The sequence below is a fragment of the Kushneria aurantia DSM 21353 genome, from assembly GCF_000382245.1.
GTDB classification, from domain to species: domain Bacteria; phylum Pseudomonadota; class Gammaproteobacteria; order Pseudomonadales; family Halomonadaceae; genus Kushneria; species Kushneria aurantia.
This window is the reverse complement of sequence record NZ_KB907868.1, coordinates 141,601-157,688: the sequence shown is the minus strand read 5'-3', so window position 1 is coordinate 157,688 and position 16,088 is coordinate 141,601. Positions and strand designations below refer to the sequence as shown.

Genomic DNA, 16,088 nt, shown 5'->3' with positions numbered 1-16,088 from the left:
CGCGGCTGCCATGCCGTGCCCGCCATGGACAGCTCAATGGTTGGCGATCATGGTATCGATATCGCTGGCCACCGCCGTTAGCGTGTCGGTCCAGTTGAGCCACGGCGGCCCCGGGCGACGGCCGTTGAACATGACCGAGAAAGCGCCCCAGCGGCCGCTCGCGGTGCGGAAATAACCGCCCACCGCGCGTACCGGCACCGGCTCGTTGAGGGTGCCCGTCTTGATCATCACGCTACGCTGAAAACGCTCGCTGCCGCGCCGGATAAAGGTCATCGGGCCGTTGACCGGCGCCTGCATGCCGGCAACGAAAACCGGGAAAAGTGCCGTCTGGTGATACATATGATCCAGTAGCGCCACCACCCCGGCAGCACTGGTGCGGCTATCCGGCGTCAGGCCACTACCCGAAAGCAGATTGACCGGGCCGTGGTCGGGAATCGAGCCGGCAAAGGCGTCGAGCGCCGCCGCGGCGCCGGCCATGGTCGCCCCCTCTCCGGCCAGGTCGAGCGCCAGCACATCGGCCATGAAGTTGTTGGAGTAGTTGAGCATACGCGTCAGTTGCTCCTGCAGCGGCTCGCCGTCAACCGCCGACAGCACCCGCGCGCCGCCGGGCGGTGGCGTGGCGGTAGCGGCAAAGCCGCCGGTAACCGCAATACCGGCGTCCTCCATCAGCGACTGCAGTGTCGCCAGACTCTGCCGGGCCGGATCGGCGCTGGAGCGATAGACACTGCGCGGCCAGCTGCCGGCTTCAATACGCCCGGAGAGTACCAGCCGATCCTCGCCGCCCGCAGTGGTACGCTCGGCGCTGATGGCAGTACCGCCGCTGCTGACGGTGGTCACGTTGTTGACCACCGGCGTCAGCGGTCGGGGGCCGGCGCAACCGGCAATCTGCGCCGGCGCGCCGGCGCCGCTGCCGGGGCTCACCTCGACACACCAGTTGGCGAAATCGACCGCCGTCGATGACAGCTGGGCGTCGAAAGCGTGGCGGGAACGGCTGCGGGCGTTGCAGCGGTCGGTGGTGACGCATTCAACCGGACCAAAGCGCCACTGCGAGGCCAGCACGCGACCATCGATGCGACGAATGCCACGGTTGGCCAGCCCCTGCACCAGCAGCCAGTAATCGCGGCTGGTCATGCCCGGATCGCCGCCGCCGTCAAGTATCAGATCGCCCTGCAGCACGCCGTCGACGATGGCACCACGGCTTACCAGCTCGGTAGTGAAGCGGTGCTGCGGCCCCCAGCGCTCCAGAGCGGCGGCAGCAGTGTAGAGCTTGGAGACGGAAGCCGGTGACAGCATCTGACGCGGCGTCAGACTGCCCAGCGACTCGCCGCTGTCGAGCAGCTCGGCGTAGGCACTGACTTCGAAGCCGCGTTCGGCCAGCTCGGCGGTGGCGGGAAAACCCTCGGCATCGGCGCGACCGGCGACACCCGCCAGACCGGTAACGATGACAATGGCCGCAAGAAAACGCAGCGGTGGCAGAGACCGCCGGTGGTACACGAAGCCGCTCGGCATGATCAGAGGTGTCCTGTAGAAAAACTCGAACAGAGGGGGTCGTTCAGAGTAATGGCACAAGCTCAGCCGCCGCAATCCGCCAGAGCCGCAAACAGGACCCCTGGAGCAGGCTTTTTCAATACGTACACGCGACACAACAGCGTGCACTCATGCCGGGTTCTCCACCGGTCGAGCAGCGGCCCTGAGCGCACCCCACTGCCCACCTTCCAGCCGGCAGCACAGCCGCCACAGGGCATGACCGCTGTCGCGATATTTGCGCTCGAAGGGACTGATGATCCCGTCCTGCGGCGGCTCGAAGCGCTCCACCGAGACCGCCAGAGCCGTCACCTGGTTCAGCGCCTGCGCAAACTCCTCGACATAGAGGCGCCAGTTGCTGCGCAACTCAAGCTCGCCCCCCAGCGCCATCAGCACCGGAAAGACCGGATGCGCATGCCAGCGCCGCTTCAACTGCGACGCCTTGGGATATGGGTTGGGATAAAGCAGGAAATGGCGTGCGGGGCACAGATCGTGCGCCAGTGCCAGTCGCCAGAAGTCGACCAGGTCGGCGCGCAGCAGCAGCGCATTGCCGGGTAGCGCCCCGGCGGCGTCGGCCTGGCGCGACAGGCGCTCGGCGCTGCGGTCGATACCGATCACGCAGGCCTCGGGGTAGCGCTGCGCCAGTTGACGGGTCGAAAGGCCCGTACCACAGCCCGCATCGAGAATCAGCTCACCGCCGCACCGGCGATAGAAATCCAGCGCTTGCGCGAAGGCCTCGCGATTGTGGGCCGCCAGCGGTCGCTGCCAGGGCGATTCGAGCGCGCGGCGCACTCGTCCGGCCAGATCGGGATGGACATCGCGCTGGGCCGTCGCTACCTCTCGGGAATTGGCGTACATAGCACCTACTTGTGACAGGACGTTGACCCTGCAACATGACGGTTCAACACCGCGATGCTATCATGACTCCCCCCTGAGCGGTGGCAGACACTCTGCGCTGTCGCTGATCCCGCCGCCGGTCAGGCGATGTGCTGGTAGCCCCTGCCTGCGCCTGTGAACGTCTCAACATGAGGTATTCGGCTTGTCACAGTTACCCGTGATCGTCGGCATGGGCGGCATCAACCCGGCCGGCAGAACGTCCGGGCATCAATCCTTCCATCGGACCGTCATTGATGCGCTTCCGGAAACGACCCGTCAGCAGACGCTGCTGGGGCTGGCAAGCCTGATGGGCCGCATTCATCACGACAGTAGCGACGGCTGGCACGACGGCAACGGCGAACGTGCCGATGAGGCGACGCTGGCATCGCGTCATGACGACCACATTCGTCGCCACACTCTGATCCGTCGCATCGAGGACGAGCGCTTCGGCGATGCCGGCATCCCCGCCGGCCGCCAGGCGAGCATGCGCCTCGACGCGCCGCTGCGGGTCAGCATGAGCCGCCGCCAGCTCCCCGAGCGCATCCCCGACGGCTGGCTGATCGAGGTCCTCGACGAGCGTCAGGTGGCGGTTACCCTGCCCGCCGGCGACTTCGAGGTCATGCTGCCGGATCGCCGCGAGGCGCTGGTGCGCAGCGCCGGCCAGTTGCCCAGCGGCTTCGATCCGGCCGCCCACTACCGCAGCGTGCATCATCCGCGGGCGCTGTCGATGACCATCTTCGCCGCCTCCGACTGTTTCGGCCAGAGCGGCTTCGAGTGGGATCAGCTGCGCCATCAGCTCGACCCGGACCAGATCGCCGTCTATGCCGGCAACTCCATCGGTCAGCTTGACGAAGCCGGCTGGGGCGGACTTTTGAGAAGCTTCGCCACCGGCAACCGCGCCACCTCCAAGCAGATGCCGCTGGGCTACGGCCAGATGCCGGCGGATTTTCTCAACGCCTACGTGCTGGGCAGCGTGGGCGCCACCGGCGCCATGCAGGGCGCCTGCGCTACCTTCCTGTACAACCTGCGCCTGGGCGTTGACGATATCCGCCTCGGCCGCCGCCGGATGGTCATGGTGGGCACCGCCGATGCGCCCATCACTCCCGAGATCGTCGAGGGCTTTCGGGTCATGAGCGCGCTGGCCGACGACGCCAGCGTGAAGGCGCTGGATGCGCTGGCGCTGCTCACCGACGAGGACTATCAGCGCGTCTGCCGCCCCTTCGCGCGCAACTGCGGCTTTACCATCGCCGAGTCGGCCCAGTTCGTGATGCTGATGGACGATAGCCTGGCGCTGGAGCTGGGCGCGGAGCTCCTCGGCGCGGTGCCGGAGGTGTTCATCAACGCCGACGGTTATAAGCGCTCCATCTCGGCGCCGGGCATCGGCAACTACATCACGCTGGGCAAAAGCGTCTCGCTGGCCGCTGACATACTGGGCGAGCAGGCCATACGTGAACGCAGCTATGTGCACTCCCACGGCACCAGCACGCCCATGAACCGGGTCACCGAATCCCACGTCATGGATGCGGTGGCACGGGCGCACGGCATTCAGCGCTGGCCGGTCGTGGGGGTCAAGGCCTATCTGGGCCACTCCCAGGGCAGCGCCGCCGGCGACCAGCTGATGAGCGCCCTGGGCAGTTTCGACAGCGGACTGTTACCGGGTATTTTCACCCTCGATGCCGTCGCCGACGACGTCTACGCCGAGCGTCTCGACATCTTCCGCGAACACCGTCCGTTCAGAGCCGATGTCAGCTTCGTCAACGCCAAGGGCTTTGGTGGCAATAATGCTACCGCGCCGCTGTTCTCCCCCGAAGTAACCGAACGGCTGCTGACGCGACGCCACGGCGAGGCCACCATGACCCGCTGGCGTCACCGCCGCGAGGCAGTGCGCGAACGCCGGCAGGCCTTCGAAGAGCGCAGTCTCAGAGGGGATTTCGCGCCCATCTACCACTTCGGCGAAGGGGTGCTGGAGGGGCCCGAGCTGGAGGTCGACGCCCACGGCATTCGCATCCCGGGCTTCGAGCATCCGGTGTCGCTGGATGTCGACAACCCCTTCGGTCGTCTCGATGACTGATCGTTAACATCGAGCCCGTGCGCGCAGTTTGTCGCCGTACCGGCTTTAAAGTAAGCTTCGCGGCAGTCGATCCGGGCGCTTTTCGGAGCAGCATATGAACACCGTGGTCTACCCTGGCACCTTCGACCCGATCACCAACGGCCATACCGACCTGATCGAGCGCGCCGCGCGTCTTTTCGACCGAGTCGTGGTGGCCGTGGCACACAGCCCGCGCAAGAACCCCGCGCTGGCACTGGATGAGCGCGTGCAGCTGGCCGAAGAAGTCCTCTCGCATCTCGACAATGTCGAAGTGACCGGCTTCAGCTGCCTGCTGATCGAGCTGGTCGACCGGGTCGGTGCTCGCGTCATTATGCGCGGGCTGCGCGCCGTGTCGGATTTCGAATACGAGCTGCAGCTGGCCAACATGAACCGCGCCCTTGCGCCCCATGTCGAGAGTCTGTTTTTGACGCCGGAAGTCGAAAATTCCTATATTTCATCGACCATCGTGCGTGAAGTCGCCCGACTCGGCGGCGATGTGTCGACCATGGTGCATCCCCGCATCGCCAGTGCGCTGACCGCCAGCTTCGGTAATACCTGAGCGGCCCGCTTCGCGACGGCGGCGAATGGACCCGTGCCCTGTGCACCGAACGCGGCACAGGCAAAGGAGATAGCCATGTCCCTGATCATCACCGATGAATGCATCAACTGCGACGTCTGCGAGCCGGAGTGCCCCAACGGGGCTATCTCAGCGGGGGAGGAGATCTATGTGATCGACCCCGGACTCTGCACCGAGTGCGTCGGCCACTTCGACGAACCCCAGTGCCAGCAGGTCTGCCCGGTCGACTGTATCCCCCTCGACCCCGACAACGAGGAGAGCCGTGAGCAGCTGATGGAGAAATACCAGCGCATTACCGCGGTTGAAAGCTGATGACAGACTGTCTGCCGGGCACGGCCCAACGAGCGCGAACGTAGCGCTTCCTCCCACCACCCGGCGAGCCGCCTGATGCCCGACACGCCCGCTCCCGCGCTACGCCAGCGTCTCGCCGATGTCTGGCGGCTGTCATGGCCGATCATCCTCTCCAACGCCAGCGTACCGCTACTGGGGCTGGTGGATACCGCCGTAGTGGGGCATCTGCCCGACGCCCGCTACCTGGCCGCCGTTACCCTCGGCGCAACGCTGTTCAGCTTTCTGTTCTGGGGCTTCGGCTTTCTGCGCATGGGCACCACCGGCCTCACCTCCCAGGCCTTTGGGCGCGACGATCATCAGCGCATGCGCGATCTGCTGAGCCAGGCGCTGGTAATCGGGCTAGCGCTGGGCGCCATCATCATCGCCCTGTCGACACAGTTGATCGACTTCGGCCTGTGGCTGCTCAACCCGGAATCGGCGCGTACCGCCGAACTCGCGCATCACTACGCCGCGGTGCGTATCCTGTCGGCCCCGGCGGTCCTGATGAACTACGCCATCATCGGCTGGTTTCTGGGCCGTCAGAACGCCCGGGAGACACTACTGCTGCTGCTCATCAGTAACCTCATCAATATCGTGCTCGACCTGCTCTTCGTGGTCGGCCTGGGATGGGGCGTGCGCGGCGTGGCCGCCGCTTCGCTGGTGGGCGACTATACCGCGCTGGTGGTAGGGGCGGCGCTGGTTCGGCGCACGCTGAAGACGCTCGACGGCCATTTCGACAGCACCCCACTCAGGCGCCTGTCGGCCTGGAGCGAGATGTTCCGGGTCAACCGCCATCTGTTCGTGCGCACCCTTGGCCTGCTGTTCGCGATGGCCTTTTTTACCGCCCAGGGGGCACGCATGGGGGATCAGGTACTGGCGGCCAACGCGATTCTGATGCAGCTGGTAATGATGGTCTCCTACGGCCTCGATGGCTTTGCCAACGCCGCCGAGGCGCTCACCGGGCGCGCCGCCGGGCGCCGTGACTGGCGCGACTTCGCCGTCTCGGTGCGTGCCTGTACACTCTTTTCGCTACTCACGGCGGTGGCCGCGGCGCTCGCCTTTGCCCTGTTCGGCCCCTGGCTGATCGCGCGGCTGACCGATATTGAAGCCGTGCGCACGCTGGCCAATGCCTACCTCGGCTGGCTGGCGATCATGCCGCTGATTGCGGTATGGAGCTATCTGCTCGACGGCGTCTTCATCGGCACTACCGATACCCGCGCGATGCGCGATACCATCCTGCTGGCGCTGGCCTTCTATCTGCCCACCTGGTGGCTGACCCGCAGCCTGGACAACCACGGCCTGTGGCTGGCCTTTACCGTTTTTACCCTGGTGCGCTCCGCCTCACTGGGAGCGGTCTATCTCGCGCGGCGGCGCCGACGCTGGACGGACAGGCCCGGCACAACCGGCTAAAAGACGAGAACCACCGGCCGATAACTGTATAACAAGCGCTTTTCATGTCTGATCATATCGCCCTCAAAACCGGATGGACGTCGTAATGGCGACACTCAAAGCAGCGCTGCGCCACCTGCTCGCCGGCCCCATCGGCGCCATTTTCTGGGTACTGCTGGCGGTGCTTGTGGCGTTGACGCTGCTGCCACGTGCCAACCTTTTCGACGTCTTCGCCAACTACCTCGCCTTTCATTCGATTATCGAGCTGCTGTGCGTCATGGTGGCGCTGATGGCAGCGCTGGCGATCTTCAACAGCTACCGCGCCCTGTCGTCTCAGTATCTCTGCGCCGGCTGTCTACTGGCGCTGTCGGCGCTGTTCGACAGTCTGCACCTGCTGTCGATGCCGGGCATGCCGGCGCTGCTGTCGCCCAACACGCTCAGCAAGGCGATCTATCTGTGGCTGGCCGGCCGGCTCTGCGTCATTGTCGCTCTGCTGCTGCTGGCCCTGTCACGCCACAATGACGCGCCCTGCCCGAGACCCCTGAGCGTACTGGCGCTCTTCGCTCTGGCGGGCGCGTCAGTCGCGACGGTAACGGTGCTGTTCCATGCTCATCTGCCCGCCATGTACATCGACGGCGCGGGGCTGACCCCTTTCAAGATCGCCAGCGAATGGGGACTGGTGGCACTGAGCGTCACGGCGGGGATGATTCTGCTGCGCTCGGCGCGCATGCGTCAGCGTGTCGATCGCGAACTGCTGGCGGTCGCCGCCTGGACCACCGGCCTGGCCGAAATCTGCTTTACCCTCTATGGCGCGGCCGACGACGAGTTCAACGTCGTGGGCCATGTCTACAAGGCGATCTCCTATGCGCTGCTGTTCCGCGCTCTTTTCCTCTCCCACCTGCGCTATCCCTGGCAGGCGATGGCCGAGAGCCAGCAGCGTCTCACCTACCAGGAACAGCGCTGGAACCTGGCGCTGACCGGCGCTGATACCGGCGTCTGGGACTTCGATCTGAGCGAGGATCGCATCTTCTCCTCGGCGCAGTTTCACGACATGCTCGGCTATCGTCACGGCGAGATGCCTCGCGAGGCGCATTTATGGCGCGAACGCCTCATTCATCCCGATGACAGCGAACAAATGCTGGCAAGCTTTGATCGTCACGCGCGCGGCGAAACGGCGCACTGGCGCTGCGAGTACCGCATGCTCGACGCCCACGGCGACTGGCGCTGGGTGCTGAGCAACGGCCAGGCGATGATTTTCAATGATGCGGGACAGCCCACGCGAGTGGTGGGCACCACCATCGACATTCAGACGCGGCGCGAGCAGGATAAGCGCCTTGAAGAGGTCAAACAGCGCCTGCAGCGAATATTCGACGCGGCGCCAATGGGCATGCTGGTGATCGACGGCGAGGGCCGCGTCTGGCAGCACAATCACATCGTGAAAACCCTGCTGGGACGCGCTCCTCAGGAGTGCGAACGTGTCGACGACTGGGTACCGGCCGAGGCCCGCGAGTCGCTGCTGACCCAGTGGCAGCAGTGGCGCGACAGCCCGGAGATCCGCCGCGACAAAACCTGGCGGCGCGAGCTGCGCCTGCTGGGCAATGACGAGACGGACATCTGGACCGAGTGGCAGATCACCTCACTGCCCGAGCAGAATCTTTATCTGCTGATGATCGAGGATATCAGTGTCCGCCGCCGCGCCACCGAGCTGCTGACGGAAAATGCCTCCCTCTATCGCAGCACTTTCGAAAGCGGCAACGCGATCAAACTGCTGCTCGACCCCGACAGCGGTCGCATCGTCGACGCCAATCCGGCAGCCAGTCACTATTACGGCCACACTCCGGAGGCGATGAAGAACCTCTACGTCACCGATATCTCGACCACGCCGGAAAAGCTGCGCAGCCTGCACACGCGGCGCACCCTGGAGGCGCGCAGCGATCACTTCGAGACCCGTCACCGTCTGGCCGACGGCAGCGAGCGCGATGTCGAGGTGTTCGTTGCGCCCGTCATGATCGAGGGGCGCGAGCTTTTCTACGAAATGGTGCATGACATCAGCGCCCGCAAGCAGGCCGAAATGAGCCTGAATGCCCTCAACCGCCGTCTCGAACGCTACGGTGACCACCTGCAGCGGCTTCATGAGCTGAGCGCCGAGCTTTTCTCGCTCGATAGCGTCAATGATGTCGTACCGCTACTGGAAGAAGCGCTGCCGACCTGTTTCGCCGACGCCCGCGGTGAAATTGCGCTGCGTCTCGAGGATCTGCCGGCACCCTGCACCATCAGCTGGGGTGGCGTCATGGCGACAGCACCGAACTTCGAGTATCGACAGCGGCTGGTCACCGCTACCGGCGCGCTGGGACTGCTTAGGCTGCAGGCCGAACCGGAGGACGACAACGACCGTCTGCGGCTGGAGCGCATGGTCGACGAGACAGCGCGCATGATCACTCTGACCCTGATCAACCTGCGTCAGCGCCGCCAACTGACCGATCATGCCTATCGCGACGCGCTCACCGGTCTCTATAACCGGCGTTATCTCAACGAAACGCTGCCGAAACTGCTGGCCGAATGCCGGCCCGACTTCCCGCTGGCGCTGATTCTGCTCGATCTTGACCACTTCAAGCGGCTCAACGACAGCTACGGCCACGAGATCGGCGACCAGGTGCTGGTGGCACTGGCACGACTGCTGGGCGAAAGGCTGCGCCATACCGATATCCCCTGCCGCTACGGCGGCGAGGAGTTCATCGTGGTCATGCCCGGGGCCAGCGCCGAGATCGCCCGCAAGCGCATGGAGTCGATGCTCGAGCACTTCGGCCAGTGGCAGCTGACACTGGAAGACGGCCGGCGCATCGAGCAGTTGAGCTTCTCGGCGGGGCTATCGGTCGCGACCCGTGCCGGCTACCCCATGAACGAACTGATCGAGCAGGCCGACCGCGCCCTCTACGGCGCCAAACACGCCGGCCGGGCGCGCGTCATGGATATCGACAGTCTGCCCCCTGCCTGACGGCCGGAAGCAGCTCCAACCGGTAGCATCGACTACCCTGTAGGGACCGCAACAAGGCGAATACTCCATGACCCGACCGGACGCAGACGGCGAACGTCGCAACGATCGTCAGGACCCGCCCGCCAACAGCTGGGCGGATGAACCTCATTACAGCGCCGACAACGAGACCACCGAACCGCCGCGCCAAACGCCCGCCTGGCGCGACCGGTTGTATATGATCTGGGACCTGATCATTCTGGCACTGGTGGCAGCCAGCCTGCTGCTGATCCTGTTCGATACCCTTTATCTGCTGCAGTGGTTTCGCGATCTGCTGTCGCTGGTGCCGCCGATTGCCGCGGCTGCGCAGTGGCTCAACGACAACTTCAACACTATCGACCTGTGGTTTGTAGCGATCTTTATCTTCGATGTGCTGGCCGGCTGGGCCTTCGCCATCTGGGAACACCGCTATCACCGCTGGTACTTCTATCCTTTCGTGCGCTGGTATGACGTACTGGGCTGTGTTCCGGTCGGCGGCCTGCGTTTTTTGCGTATCCTGCGCATGATCGGCCTGCTGGTACGGCTGCAGCGCTCCGGCCTGATCGATATCCGCAAGTGGCGCATCTACCGCTTTCTCTACAAGTACTACCAGATTCTGCTCGAAGAGCTTTCCGATCGGGTAATCGTGCGCATGCTCACCGATGTACAGGAGGGCTTTCTGTCGCAGGGCAATATCTCCCGGCGCGTTACCAGCGAGGTGCTGATGCCGCGCCAGCAGCAACTGGTCGATGACGTTTCCAATCGCGTGCAGCGCATTCTGGGAGAGAGTTACGCGCACCATCGCGACGACATCAATCAGTGGGTGAGCGGACTGGTCAAGCGGGCGCTGCACGATAACACCACCGTTCAGGGGCTACAGCGCCTGCCGATGGGCCATCAACTGGTGGATGCCATGGACGAGGCGATCACTGACGTTACCCGCAACCTGATTCGCGAGGCGGTGGTGGGCATTCGCTCGCCGCAGTTTCGTACCCTGCTCGAGGAGGTCGCCAACCGCACCATCGAGCGCAACATGCCCTCGCAGCAGGCCGACTACCGCACGCTGGAGGAGGTGCTTTCCGAGGTGCTGGAGGTAGTCAAAAGCGAGGTCAAGGTGCAGCGCTGGAAGGAGCGCTATTTCGGCGACTGAGCACTCTCGTCATGCCAGGTGCTACTGTGGGCGGGCCGAGAGAGCCCGGCCCACCTCGTTTAACAGGCTCGCCACCCTCAGCGCGGCGGTCCCGCCATCCGCGACAACGTGCCGTCACGGCGCACCAGGCCGTGCCATAAAAGTGCCAGCGCGATATGACCCAGGATCAATACTCCCAGCGTCCAGGCCAGCAGTTCGTGCCCCTCATGGGCCGCTCCCGCCAGCCCGCCGGCCCGCGCGCCCGACGCCGCGCCGAAAAGCTCAACGCCCCATACCGACAGTGAACGACCGCTGCCCCAGATCATGGCAACACCCAGTGCAGGCACGACCAGCATCAGCGCATAGAGAAACAAATGACCCAGGCCGATCAGCCGCTCCGCACCGCTATGCGGCGGTCTGTGTGACAGCTGGCTCAGCCCCCATAATGCGCGCAGCACAATCAATACCAGCAGCGTCACCCCCATGCTCTTGTGGGTACTGGCCACCAGCCCTGTGCCGGGCAGCCCCGACAGCCCCATACCAATGAACTGCCAGGCAAGCAGCACGGCGATCAGCCAGTGCAGCGAGCGCGTTATCCTGCCGTAATAGTGGCGCGTATCACGCCATTCGAGTGGTGCCATCTTCAATATCTCCCAGCCAGTCACGCATCAAGGTTGTGATACCGACAACCGTTCGACCTGCCACTGGTCGACGATTAAAGGAGATGATAGCCCTATTGCGTATGGTCTTTCACAGGGGCCTACAGAAAGGACGCATCATGCGCTGGGTGGAGAAACCGACGGAGGTCAACGGCGCTGGCGCGGCGCTCCGGCCATTTGCGAGAGGGTAGCGTCACGGCGGATAAGGGTATGCCACACCAGCGCCAGTGCGATGTGGCCGGCAATCAGTGCCCCCAGCGTCCAGCCGGCCCATACGTGCCAGCTGGCCGTCAGCTCTGCCAGACCGCTGAGATCGGCACGCCCGGCGGCCATCAGCTCGATGCCGAAGACAGTCAGCTCACGGCCGGAAGCCCAGTTCATGACCAGCCCCAGCAGCGGTACCAGGATCATCAGTAGATAAAGCAGCAGATGACCCAGCCCCACCAGCTGCTCGGCGCCGCGCTCGTGAGGAGGGCGTCGGGAGAGATTGATCAGCCCCCAGATGGCGCGCACCACGATCAGCGCCATCAGCAGGGTGCCGATGCTTTTGTGAGTCCCCACCATGAAGGCGACCCAGGGCTGACGGCCGAACAGCCCTGCCGCCGCCATACCGGCAAGCTGCCACAGCAGCAGTATCGCCATCAGCCAGTGAAAGAAGCGGCTGATACGCCCGTAGTAATAACGATTGTCTCTCCAGCCGACAGCAGACAAGATGGCGCTCCTCTATACTCCTGTCGCAACTTTGCATGCGACCTGTCGCGCTACCTTAGTGCAGACGGCTTGTGTGGTACTGAAACCATTCATCTCGCGGCCGGCAGGCAGGGGTGAAAGGCTTGTGCCAGGCGGGTCAGCGGGAGGAGGCGGGAGGCGCAAACCGGCATGCTGGCCAGCGCCTGAGGTCACATGCCCCAGGGGAGCCAAAGTGTTGCTTTCGCCGGCGGTTCAGGACGGTCCATGCTGTCTGTGCCAGACTACGGACGAGAAGCTTTCTCATCGCGTCACGGAGAGCACGCATGATTACCGTTTACGGCGACTACCGCTCCGGCAACTGCTACAAGGTTCAGCTGACACTGTCGATACTGGGTATCGCCCATCGCTGGTTCGACATCGACTTCCTGGCCGGCGAAACCCACAGCGATGCCTGGGCGGCGCGCAATCCGGCGCGGCGCATTCCGCTGCTGGAGCTGCATGACGGCCGCACCCTGGTCGAGTCCAACGCTATCGTCCACTACCTGGCGCGGGGCAGCGCGCTGCTGCCTGCCGACGACTTCGATCACGCTCGCATGCTGCAGTGGATGTTCTTCGAGCAGCATCGTCATGAGCCCTCGCTATCGGTCGCCCGCCTGATTCACTGGTATCACGGCGACCCCGCCGACCGTCACGACGAGCTGATCGCCCGCCAGGAGGGGGCCCGTCAGGCGCTGGACATCATGGAACAGACGCTGGCCGAAGACGCCTGGCTGGCCGGCGAGCGCATGTCGCTGGCCGATATCGCCCTGTTCGCCCACACCCATATTGCCGATCAGGCTGGCGTGCCCCTGTGGGGCTGGCCAAGGGTGACGGAGTGGTGCGCCCGTATCGAGCAGTGCCCGGGCTTTGTACCCATGCAGCAGGTATCGGGTATCGGAGATACAATAGACCCATACCCTTAAACCCGGAGTCGTCATGGCCGATAATCTCTGACAGGATCATGGATCGGCCAGACCGGCCGACTCCGCACTTTTGCAGATCGTCGAACATCACGGGTCAGCGACGGCCAATCAAAGAGCATCGGGCCATGCAGGAACACATACCGGAAGGCATACTCTTCGCCCGTCAGCCGATTCACGATCGCAAAGGCGAACTGGTGGGGTACGAACTGCTGTTTCGTCCCTACGGCGGTGGCGTTATCGATTTCGACAATTTCGACGGCTCCAGCGCCACCAGTCAGGTACTGCTCAACGCCTTTACCGCCAGTGACTTCGCCGATGCCCGCGACCGCCAGGTTGGTTGGGTCAACTTTACCGCCGATACCCTGATGCAGGATCTGCCCTTCTCGCCAGAGCATCTTATCGTCGAAGTGCTGGAGGATGTCGAGGCCACCCGCACGGTGGTCGAAGCGCTGGTCGATTTGAAGCGGCGCGGTTACCGTCTGGCGCTGGACGACTACCGCTGGCCCAACGCCGACCATCCCCTGCTGTCACTGGCAGATATCGTCAAACTGGAGTATCCCGCCTACGACAGCGAGTCGCTGTCGGCGATCGTCGACGAGTTGCGCCAGTGCCACCCACACCTGCAGCTACTGGCCGAAAAGATCGAGACCCGTGCCGATCACCGCATTGCGCTGGAGGCCGGCTGTGATCTCTTCCAGGGCTACTTCATGGCCCATCCCGAGCCGGTACAGGGGCGCGCCATACCGGTCAGCCAGCTCAACACACTCGAGCTGCTGACGCATTTCAACCGACCCAACCTGTCGGTGCGCGAGCTGGTCAACACGGTTCGTCAGGACCCCTTTATCAGTGTAAGACTGCTGCGTCTGGCCAACTCGGTGTGGGCGGCGCAGGCACGCCCCGTGCACCGTCTGCATGACGCCGTCCTGCTGCTGGGCGAAGGGCGTATCCGGAGTCTTGCCAGTCTGCTGGTACTGGCCCGCTTCGAGGACAAGCCCAACACCCTGCAACGCTTTGCCATGCTGCGCGGCCATTTCTGCCGCGAGCTGGCCGAAGTGCTGCCCGAACACATGCGTGAGACAGGGTTTACCGTCGGCTTGTATTCAATGCTCGACAGCTTTCTGGATCTTCCCATGGAAGAGGTACTGGAAAAAATTCCCGTCAGTGACGAGATTCATCGTGCACTGCTCCACCATGAGGGGGAGTTTGGCGTTATTCTTGAAGCCGCCATTCACTATCAGTACACCCGCTGGGAGCTGATCGACTGGGGGGCACTGGCGAAGCTGGGCCTGGGGCCGGAGCGCATGGACAGAGCCTGGCGCAATGCCCTGCGTATCTCCAACCGCGAGTCGCTGGCCGGCGTCTCGATAGCCGGAAAAGCCCGCCGGGGCAAAAGGAGGCCAGCATGAGCGCCGAACCGAGCGGCGGCGTACTCTTCGCCCGTCAGCCCATCTACGACCGCCAGCTGGTGGTCAGGGGCTATGAGCTGCTCTTTCGCCCGTTAGACGGCGGCCCCATCAACCCCGCCGATTTCGACGGCAATCGGGCGACCAGCCAGGTGCTGCTCAACGCCTTTACCGTCACCGACATTCACGAGGCGTGCGAGGGGCGTCCCGCCTGGGTCAACTTCACCGCTGAAACCCTGCAGCAGGGGCTGCCCTTCTCCCCCGAGACGCTGATCATCGAGGTACTGGAAGATATAAAGCCCGACGAGGCGGTCATCAACACGCTGAAGGCGCTGAAAAAGCGCGGCTTTCGGCTGGCACTGGATGACTACAACCTGCCCGGCGCCGACCATCCTCTGCTGGCACTGGCCGACATCGTCAAACTGGAGTTTCCCGCCTATAGCGCGAGTGAACTTCACAGCGTGACCGATACGCTGCGCCAGCACAGCAACGCCAGACTACTGGCAGAGAAGATCGAAACCGAAGAGGACTTTGCCTCTGCCCTGGAAGCAGGCTGCACGCTTTTTCAGGGCTACTACCTTGCCCGTCCCCAGACGGTACACGGTCGCACCATACCGGTCAGCCGCGTCAACCTGCTGGCCCTGCTGGCTCAGCTCAACGCCCCTGATATTTCGCTGCGCAATATGGCGCTGACGATACAGAACGACCCTTTCCTCAGCGTGCGCCTGCTGCGTCTTGCCAACTCGGTATGGGCCGAACAGCGCCAACCGGTGACCAGTCTCAACGCGGCCGTCACCAAACTGGGGCTTACGCGCATCCGCAGCCTTGCCAGCCTGCTGCTGCTGGCCCGCTTCGAGGAAAAACCGCATGCGCTACAGCGCATGGCAATGCTGCGCGCGCATTTTTGTCAGCATCTTGCCGCCGGGATAGCCGATGACAAAGCCGAAATGGGCTTTACCATCGGCCTGTTCTCGATGCTCGACAGTTTCATCGATCAGCCGCTGAAACAGGTGCTGGAAGTGATTCACGTCCACCCACTGATCAGCGCCGCACTGCTGGAGCGCAGCGGCTCGCTGGGACTGATACTGCAAACGGTCATCGACTATCAGAACGCCAGCTGGCGCAACATCGAATGGTCACGGCTGGCAGAACTCGGCATTAGCGCCAATCAGGTCAGCCGCTGTTATCAGCTCGCCCTGCAGAATACCTCGCGCGACGCGCTGGTCAGTTCGGGAACCACTGCATAAATGCCTGCACGAGCGAATCACTACGTTGCGCGGTACTGGTGCGCCAGCCCGGTCGAAGACTCGCCTAACCCCATGTTATGTCTCGCCTTCTGCGTTCCGTGCGCCTTGCCCTTCATCTCGTTCGGCGATTTATTCAGCGCTTCCTTCGCGCTGAGCCCATCGCTCAACCGCAGTCAAAAGCGCTGACGCGGTCGCGGTCGTCG

13 protein-coding genes are annotated in these 16,088 nt (G+C 63.9%); 9 read left to right on the top strand and 4 right to left on the bottom strand.

From position 1 onward, the window contains the following. Positions 1 to 33: 33 nt before the first annotated feature. Positions 34 to 1,509 carry a D-alanyl-D-alanine carboxypeptidase/D-alanyl-D-alanine endopeptidase gene (gene dacB / locus H146_RS0107300; RefSeq protein WP_019951219.1) on the bottom strand — a complete coding sequence of 492 codons (1,476 nt, stop codon included), beginning with the start codon at positions 1,507 to 1,509 and terminating at the stop codon, positions 34 to 36. A gap of 147 nt (positions 1,510 to 1,656) precedes the next feature. Further along, positions 1,657 to 2,382 carry a tRNA (guanine(46)-N(7))-methyltransferase TrmB gene (gene trmB, locus H146_RS0107295; RefSeq protein WP_019951218.1) on the bottom strand — a complete coding sequence of 242 codons (726 nt, stop codon included), beginning with the start codon at positions 2,380 to 2,382 and terminating at the stop codon, positions 1,657 to 1,659. Between the two features lie 208 nt (positions 2,383 to 2,590). Here trmB and H146_RS0107290 point away from each other — a divergent pair, with 208 nt between their 5' ends. The 6 genes from H146_RS0107290 to H146_RS18775 all read left to right on the top strand — a co-directional run bounded on the left by H146_RS0107290 (position 2,591) and on the right by H146_RS18775 (position 10,945). Further along, the gene (locus H146_RS0107290) at positions 2,591 to 4,471 is read left to right on the top strand and encodes a beta-ketoacyl synthase (RefSeq protein ID WP_033195524.1); all 1,881 of its coding nucleotides are present in this window, start codon (positions 2,591 to 2,593) and stop codon (positions 4,469 to 4,471) included. Between the two features lie 94 nt (positions 4,472 to 4,565). Continuing rightward, entirely contained in the window at positions 4,566 to 5,048 is a 483-nt protein-coding gene (gene coaD / locus H146_RS0107285; protein ID WP_019951216.1) for a pantetheine-phosphate adenylyltransferase, read from the top strand. Between the two features lie 75 nt (positions 5,049 to 5,123). Continuing rightward, positions 5,124 to 5,378: a YfhL family 4Fe-4S dicluster ferredoxin gene (locus H146_RS0107280; protein WP_019951215.1), complete on the top strand. Its 255-nt coding sequence runs from the start codon at positions 5,124 to 5,126 to the stop codon at positions 5,376 to 5,378. A gap of 75 nt (positions 5,379 to 5,453) precedes the next feature. Next, positions 5,454 to 6,806 (top strand): MATE family efflux transporter, encoded by a 1,353-nt coding sequence (locus H146_RS0107275; protein ID WP_019951214.1) that lies wholly within the window; start codon positions 5,454 to 5,456, stop codon positions 6,804 to 6,806. Between the two features lie 85 nt (positions 6,807 to 6,891). After that, positions 6,892 to 9,780 carry an MASE3 domain-containing protein gene (locus tag H146_RS20210; RefSeq protein ID WP_019951213.1) on the top strand — a complete coding sequence of 963 codons (2,889 nt, stop codon included), beginning with the start codon at positions 6,892 to 6,894 and terminating at the stop codon, positions 9,778 to 9,780. Between the two features lie 67 nt (positions 9,781 to 9,847). After that, complete coding sequence (locus H146_RS18775) at positions 9,848 to 10,945, top strand: hypothetical protein (protein WP_019951212.1); 1,098 nt, start codon at positions 9,848 to 9,850, stop codon at positions 10,943 to 10,945. A gap of 77 nt (positions 10,946 to 11,022) precedes the next feature. Here H146_RS18775 and H146_RS0107260 read toward each other — a convergent pair whose 3' ends face one another. Next, the gene (locus H146_RS0107260; protein WP_019951211.1) at positions 11,023 to 11,565 is read right to left on the bottom strand and encodes a cytochrome b; all 543 of its coding nucleotides are present in this window, start codon (positions 11,563 to 11,565) and stop codon (positions 11,023 to 11,025) included. A gap of 165 nt (positions 11,566 to 11,730) precedes the next feature. Then, the gene (locus tag H146_RS0107255; protein WP_019951210.1) at positions 11,731 to 12,294 is read right to left on the bottom strand and encodes a cytochrome b; all 564 of its coding nucleotides are present in this window, start codon (positions 12,292 to 12,294) and stop codon (positions 11,731 to 11,733) included. Between the two features lie 302 nt (positions 12,295 to 12,596). Here H146_RS0107255 and H146_RS0107250 point away from each other — a divergent pair, with 302 nt between their 5' ends. The 3 genes from H146_RS0107250 to H146_RS18765 all read left to right on the top strand — a co-directional run bounded on the left by H146_RS0107250 (position 12,597) and on the right by H146_RS18765 (position 15,885). Further along, complete coding sequence (locus H146_RS0107250) at positions 12,597 to 13,235, top strand: glutathione S-transferase family protein (protein WP_019951209.1); 639 nt, start codon at positions 12,597 to 12,599, stop codon at positions 13,233 to 13,235. Between the two features lie 125 nt (positions 13,236 to 13,360). Continuing rightward, complete coding sequence (locus tag H146_RS18770; RefSeq protein WP_019951208.1) at positions 13,361 to 14,641, top strand: EAL and HDOD domain-containing protein; 1,281 nt, start codon at positions 13,361 to 13,363, stop codon at positions 14,639 to 14,641. Beyond that, positions 14,638 to 15,885 carry an EAL and HDOD domain-containing protein gene (locus H146_RS18765; protein ID WP_019951207.1) on the top strand — a complete coding sequence of 416 codons (1,248 nt, stop codon included), beginning with the start codon at positions 14,638 to 14,640 and terminating at the stop codon, positions 15,883 to 15,885. The genes H146_RS18770 and H146_RS18765 overlap by 4 nt, the downstream gene beginning before the upstream one ends. The last annotated feature ends 203 nt before the right edge of the window (positions 15,886 to 16,088 follow it).

What these genes read in the sequence shown, in the direction of transcription:
- H146_RS18775 (WP_019951212.1), top strand. Translation starts at nt 9,848, where the DNA reads ATGACCCGACCGGACGCAGACGGCGAACGTCGCAACGATCGTCAGGAC.
- H146_RS0107250 (WP_019951209.1), top strand. Translation starts at nt 12,597, where the DNA reads ATGATTACCGTTTACGGCGACTACCGCTCCGGCAACTGCTACAAGGTT.
- H146_RS0107275 (WP_019951214.1), top strand. Translation starts at nt 5,454, where the DNA reads ATGCCCGACACGCCCGCTCCCGCGCTACGCCAGCGTCTCGCCGATGTC.
- H146_RS20210 (WP_019951213.1), top strand. Translation starts at nt 6,892, where the DNA reads ATGGCGACACTCAAAGCAGCGCTGCGCCACCTGCTCGCCGGCCCCATC.
- H146_RS18765 (WP_019951207.1), top strand. Translation starts at nt 14,638, where the DNA reads ATGAGCGCCGAACCGAGCGGCGGCGTACTCTTCGCCCGTCAGCCCATC.
- H146_RS0107260 (WP_019951211.1), bottom strand. Translation starts at nt 11,565, where the DNA reads ATGGCACCACTCGAATGGCGTGATACGCGCCACTATTACGGCAGGATA.
- H146_RS18770 (WP_019951208.1), top strand. Translation starts at nt 13,361, where the DNA reads ATGCAGGAACACATACCGGAAGGCATACTCTTCGCCCGTCAGCCGATT.
- trmB (WP_019951218.1), bottom strand. Translation starts at nt 2,382, where the DNA reads ATGTACGCCAATTCCCGAGAGGTAGCGACGGCCCAGCGCGATGTCCAT.
- dacB (WP_019951219.1), bottom strand. Translation starts at nt 1,509, where the DNA reads ATGCCGAGCGGCTTCGTGTACCACCGGCGGTCTCTGCCACCGCTGCGT.
- coaD (WP_019951216.1), top strand. Translation starts at nt 4,566, where the DNA reads ATGAACACCGTGGTCTACCCTGGCACCTTCGACCCGATCACCAACGGC.
- H146_RS0107280 (WP_019951215.1), top strand. Translation starts at nt 5,124, where the DNA reads ATGTCCCTGATCATCACCGATGAATGCATCAACTGCGACGTCTGCGAG.
- H146_RS0107290 (WP_033195524.1), top strand. Translation starts at nt 2,591, where the DNA reads ATGGGCGGCATCAACCCGGCCGGCAGAACGTCCGGGCATCAATCCTTC.